Raw genomic sequence first — 5,908 nt, 5'->3', positions numbered from 1 at the left:
GCGCCCACTATCACTACCACTATCACTCCTCCTGCTATCCATCCTTTGTGTTTTACGAGTGGGTGGTTTTTGGTTTCTTGTTGGAGTGTTTGTTGTGCTTGTTGTGCTGCTTCTTCTATTGCTGAGTGGGAATGTCCTGCGCGTAGGAGGTGGTCTTTTATTTTTTGCAGAGAGGTTCCTTTTTTTAAGTGTCTGAGAATGTAGTCTGTGAGTTCTTTATGCGCCATGCCAACCTCTTTTTACGAAGAGTCATATATAAAGGACTTTTTAAAAGTGTCGGTGAGAAAAAAGAAGACAAAAAAATACGGCAAATAACAAAAAAATACGGTTTGTCGTAGTTGTCGTTCTCGTAAAAAAAAAGGTTTTACCCTCTTAAGAGTTCTTGTTCAATTGCTTTCATCTGATCAGCAGAAATCATTTGATGAGGAAGCATAGCAAAAGAACAGATCCTAAATCCGACCCCGTACTTCTTGCACAGTTTCATGTTTTGTTTCATGCGTGCCCAGACCACAGGCTTGCTCTTGAGCAAAGAAATATCAAAAGCATAGATCACTCCTTTTTCTGCCATGATTTTTGCCCAGATGTGATTCATGCCCGATCCTCTTTGGTGAATGTAGTCTTTTGGTGTGTCTTCAAGTCCGTAGATGCAATCAACAATTCCTTGTTCAACTGCTTTGCGAGAAGGGTTCTTTAAGAATAGCACATCTGCTTTTCCCTTGTTTTTGTGAATGTCTTTTTCAGAACACAGAAGACCTGTAATGATTTCAATATCTTTGGGTGCTTGGTAAGTGTTTGAAGGGATGCGCTCGTACAGGAAACACAGCTTTCGCACCCCTATTCGTCGGGCGATTTCTATAAAAGAAGATTCGTTTCCTGAGGGTAAAACAATGTCAATCATGTGATGACCTCTTTAAACGCGCAAGCATTGCATACTTTGTTTGTGGATGGTGCTGAGCAGCGCGAACAGATGCCTAAAGACACAGCATCACCAAAGCGTGCCTTGAGCGAAGGCAATTGTTCTAAGAACTGCTCAACAATACGCAACTTCACGCCAGGCTCTTCTGCTTCCCAGTCATTCAAAAAATCGCGTACTTGTGCGCGATAGGATTGTGTTACGTTGGGACACTCAGTGTAACCAACTGAAAATCCCTTGAGCAAAGTATACACCAATACTTCTTTTTCAGAGCAGAAAAACAAGGGTTTTACTCGTTGTGTGAATCCCTTAACAGCACCTACCCCCGATAGTGGTCCTAGTCGCGCTGATAATTCAATGGTTGAGCGTAAGTAGTTCATCATGATTGCTTGGCATTCATCATCAAGGTTATGTCCTGTTGCGATTTTATCAAATCCTTGTGAGTATTTGTTAAGTAGTGCTCGTCTGAATGTGCCGCACAGATGGCAAGGTCGTACACTGACTTTTTCTTTAGCGTCGTCAAGTGTTTGTCCGAAGTCTTCTTTGAAACTGCATTTGTTGAGAACGACGCCGTGCTCTTTGCAGAATCGTTCAAGGTCTTCAATGGTTTTGTTGCGATACCCTGCAATACCTTCATCTACAACGAGTGCTTCAACGTGTGCGTTTGGACCCATCCATTTTTTTACTAAGTACAGCACCGTCATAGAGTCTTTTCCTCCTGATGCTGCGACCATAACCTTGTCGTTTTTGTTTAAGAGGTTAAAGCGCTCTATGGTGTCAAACACTTTGCGCTCAAAGTACTCAATGAAGTGCTCTTTGCACAGGTTGGGGTAGACTGCTTTTTGGGAGCAAAAGGTGCATTTCATCCGCCTGATATTACTGACAACAATTGTACTTCGTCGTCATCTCCTACTTGTTCGTCTTCAAGAACTACTTCTCCGTTTTTAATGAGAACAACAGTGGTGGGGTTTATTCCTTCTAGGGCTAGGAGTTCTTTGAGTGTTCCTTTGAAAGAGAGTTCTTTTTTCTTTCCTGTTTTTTCAATGTAGAGTTTCATGTTTACCGGTGTGTTTTTTCGTAGTATCGTAGTTTTCTTTTTTCTTTGAATGTTGCGATGAGTTCTTGTAAGCCCGTCATGTGATTTGCAGCTCCATGAACCACTATGCGAGCATTAATCATATCTTTTGCGATGCGTTTGACGCGGGGAACGTGAAAGGAGGAAGTAACGATATGTACTTCGTCACATCCTTTAACAAGGGGTATGCAGTTTTTGATGTTCTCATAAGTGTTCATACTTTTATCTTCTTCAATTCCCCCCATTTCAGGGCAGAGTGCGCGCATAATAGTACTCTCAGGAATGGGTGTTTTGTTGGGTCCTCCTGAGAAAATGACCCTGTCAAAGGTTTCTTCTTTAAAGAGTTTTTTTCCTAGTTCTATGCGTGAAGCAAGTCTTAGGGATGGTGTGCTGTCTTTTTGTGGTGCGCATCCAAGGATGATGAGTGCTTTTGTCATTGATTTGTATTCATTTAAGTGTCATTTATAAATAAAGGGAAATCGTTTATAAATTAAAGAGAGGGAAGACCAAAAGCCTTAAATATATTTGCTACTGTGCAATAACAACATGAAACGTAGCTTGTTCGCAATCCTCTTCATACTCTGCGCAATTTCTGCATTTGCGCTCACTGAAGATTTTACTGCAAGTGCTCCAAGCACAGTAATTAAAGGTACTGCTTGTAACATTTACACCTCACCACTTACCATCACTAACACAGGAGATGTTACTTCAACATATACTATTGAAGTTACAGGAGAAGCGGCGAAGTGGGTGAACTACGCTACGAATTTCCTCGTTCTTGAAAAAGGTCAAAAAGAAACAATCCCCCTCTTCATTAACCTTCCTTGTAAAGTGGAAGGTGACTTCGAGCTCACAACCACCATCACCACAGGGTTTGATTTACAAAAAGAACTCACCCAAACAATTCAAGTAATTAATCCCGTAAATTTTTATGTGCAATCTAAAACACTTAACCGCGTTCTTGAACCCTGTACACCCACATCATATGAATTTGAAGTAATGAATACTGGTGAATTTCTTGAAACATTCAAATTCTCTCTTCTCAACTCTCCGACTTACGCAACACTCTCAACAGATGTTGCCGTGCTCAAACCAGGTGAAAAAACAACGATCTATGCATATCTTAACCCTTCTTGTGATATTTATGGTGTGCAAGAACTTACTCTTGTAACAAACGCCCAGCGTTCTGGATACGAGGCAAGAACAAACTTTGCTCTTGGTATAAAGAGAACCTATAATTACACCATTATCGCCCCTCAACAAGTCAATGCTTGTGAGGAAGTTACCACACCAATACCAGTAACTATTAAGAATACTAATCGTATTGGAAACAAATACGTTCTAGATGTTAAAGGTCCTACATTTGTGGAACTGGTAAACAACACATTAATCGTACAACCAAAACAAAGTGCAACCACGCAAATACTTGTTAACACTCCTGATTGGAATGAAAAAGATAATCGTACGCAAACAATTATCCTTACTGCAACATCTCAAAGAGGAGATGTGCAAAAACAACACAACATCACTCTTTACGCAGAGCATTGTTATGATGCGAACATTGTTCTTGAGAATAAAGACTATGTCGCAGTTGAAGGTGAAAGCATTTCTTTCCCCCTTATCATTCAAGACACAGGTTCAAGAACTGTTGAAACAAGTCTTGAGCTTAAAGCTGCTAATTGGCTTAGTTTAAATCAAACCTCTTTCAAAATTAATGCTTCAGACTATAAAGAAGTGCAGCTTCTCGCGCAAGTGCCTGTAAACGCAACTGCTCAGAAAGTAACACTTATCGCAACCATTCTTGATCTGAACAAAACTATTGAGAAAACATTTGATATTGATGTTATCCCACCTGAAAAGGCGTACCTTATAGGTATTGATAAAGATGGTAAAGATGAAGAAGGAAATACTATAATCACCATCACCCATAAAGGTGTGCGCTCTGCAATTTATGATCTTACCCTTGAAGGGCCACAAGGTATGACACTCTCAAAAAAGAGTGTTGAGCTCAACCCTAACGAGAAAACACAAGTACTCCTCAAGACAAGCGATCTTTACGGAAAATATGCAATCACCCTAACCGCGCAGACTAATGATCTTATCTATCAAAAATCACTCACCGTTACTGCAGGAGAGTACAAATCACCTTATCGCCACCTCTTATGGATTATCCCTGCTCTTATTATACTCTTCCTAGGCGTATTCTTCTTCACGAAGTGGTTGAAGAAGAGAAGAGAAGAGAACTACTTTATTACTAAAACAAAAGAATCCTCTAAGAAGAAGTGGTTGTTGTTAGCACTTCTCGCACTCATCCTACTTATCGGGGCAATCATTGCAATAACTCAACTGCAGCAAACACCAAGCAGTCCTAGTGAGGAAGAGCAAAACCTCTTCGCGATTGAGCCACCTGTGCAGACAATAATCGTTGATGGTGAAGAACAAATCATTATGAATCTTACCGTGTACAACCCTACTGATCAGCAGGCAACGTTTAGAGTGCGTGGTGATTCTGACTGGGTTGAGGTGGAAGATAGGTCATTTAGTGTTTCTCCTCATGCAACACATACAACACAACTTATCATTACCCCAGATTATGATGTACTCGCAACATCATCTTATAAGGTGAGCATTACCGGCCACCTTGAAAATGATGAAATCAACTATACGCAAAGTGTAACACATACCATTAAGGGAAAAGAACACGTTGCGGTGAAACTTCTTCCTTGGATGGTTGCAGGAATTCTTATTGTGGGTCTTGTTATCCTCGTGTCGCTTCTTGGAAAACAAGAACATGATGACGAGGAAACTGAAGAGAAAACTCAGAAAAAAAGAACGTCAAAAAAAGAAACTAAAAAAACGCAAAGTGAAGTATCAACTTTCGTAATTCCTTGGAAGTATGTTTTGATAGGACTTGTTATCCTCGCACTACTCGTTCTTCTGATCTTTGCAATAAGTAAAGTTGCTCCTCTTCTGGTAACAGGCGTTAATCACCTGAACGATGGTATCATGCCAAGCGAAAAAAATGCAGACGAGAACTCTCAAGATATAAGAGATCCTATTCTTAGTGTTGATCGTAGTCATATCGCAGGATCAGGTAATGTTCTTAAGATTCGCCCAGATGAGACTGTGAAAATTCCATTAAATGTGCATAACCCCACCGATAAAAAAGCACGCATCACCATTTCTATTAAAACGAATGGGTTGAATGATTCTTGGATCGCTCTTGAAGATGATTCTTTTATCATCTACCCTCAAGACACTCATGAGACACTTATCACAATCACACCTCAAGCAAACATCCTTGAAGAACAAGATTATACTCTTACCATAACGTCAAACCTTAATAATGAATTTGCAGAGCAACTTGATCTTATCATCACTAAAAAAGCAGTAATTCCCTTATGGGTTTATGCGCTTATAGGAGTTCTTATTGTTGGTCTTGTTATCCTAATTCGTGAGAGGAAAACAAGAAGAAAGACAAGAAAAACGAAAATTTCTTTGTAGAAAACTTTATAACTCACATTCTGGATAGTTTAAATAATACACGGGGGCGTGGTGTAACCCGGCAGCATTAACGGCTCCAGACATTGGAGCGAAGAGCCTTCACAGGCAATGATCGCGCAATGGGCCAAACCGTTAGATCAGAGTTCAAATCTCTGCGCCCTCACCATTTTTCTCTAAGAACACTTCGTTTTTTTTTCAAAATAATGGTGCTTAAGAGTTGAACTCTGAAAAGAAAGCAAGATCCACATAGTTCATAAGCCATATTCATTGCTCAAGTTTCAAGAAGTATTTTCAAGAGTTAACCATCTCTTACCCCTTCATTTCCACTGCAACATCTTTTTTTGTTTGGAGCGTTCTTCTTCAAACAAAACGATTCACAACCAGATCCTAAACGCCTTTATTATATTATTAATAAT

Annotated in this window: 6 protein-coding genes and 1 tRNA gene; 2 read left to right on the top strand and 5 right to left on the bottom strand. The window is 40.0% G+C overall.

The genetic code is table 11. The features are described 5' to 3' along the window. The 5 genes from D6774_01670 to D6774_01650 all read right to left on the bottom strand — a co-directional run. A partial coding sequence (locus D6774_01670) for a hypothetical protein (protein RME78275.1) occupies positions 1-227 on the bottom strand: 227 nt, incomplete at its 3' end. A gap of 137 nt (positions 228-364) precedes the next feature. Continuing rightward, complete coding sequence (locus D6774_01665; GenBank protein RME78274.1) at positions 365-898, bottom strand: hypothetical protein; 534 nt, start codon at positions 896-898, stop codon at positions 365-367. Beyond that, positions 895-1,779: a TIGR00269 family protein gene (locus D6774_01660; protein ID RME78273.1), complete on the bottom strand. Its 885-nt coding sequence runs from the start codon at positions 1,777-1,779 to the stop codon at positions 895-897. The genes D6774_01665 and D6774_01660 overlap by 4 nt, the downstream gene beginning before the upstream one ends. Beyond that, on the bottom strand, positions 1,776-1,970 hold the full coding sequence (locus D6774_01655) for a thiamine biosynthesis protein ThiS (protein RME78272.1): 195 nt from the start codon (positions 1,968-1,970) through the stop codon (positions 1,776-1,778). Before D6774_01655 ends, D6774_01660 begins: the two co-directional genes overlap by 4 nt. 2 nt (positions 1,971-1,972) lie before the next feature. Then, positions 1,973-2,425 carry a YdcF family protein gene (locus D6774_01650; protein RME78271.1) on the bottom strand — a complete coding sequence of 151 codons (453 nt, stop codon included), beginning with the start codon at positions 2,423-2,425 and terminating at the stop codon, positions 1,973-1,975. Positions 2,426-2,534: 109 nt separating this feature from the next. Between D6774_01650 and D6774_01645 the strand changes: the two genes are divergently transcribed. After that, positions 2,535-5,492 (top strand): hypothetical protein, encoded by a 2,958-nt coding sequence (locus D6774_01645; GenBank protein RME78270.1) that lies wholly within the window; start codon positions 2,535-2,537, stop codon positions 5,490-5,492. A 42-nt stretch (positions 5,493-5,534) separates the two neighbouring features. After that, positions 5,535-5,658: transfer RNA gene (locus D6774_01640), tRNA-Trp, on the top strand. Positions 5,659-5,908 lie beyond the last annotated feature (250 nt).

Source organism: Candidatus Woesearchaeota archaeon (genome assembly GCA_003695435.1).
Classification (GTDB): domain Archaea; phylum Nanobdellota; class Nanobdellia; order Woesearchaeales; family UBA11576; genus J101.
Note: the sequence above shows the minus strand (reverse complement) of the source record. Positions and strands in the feature narration are given on the sequence as shown.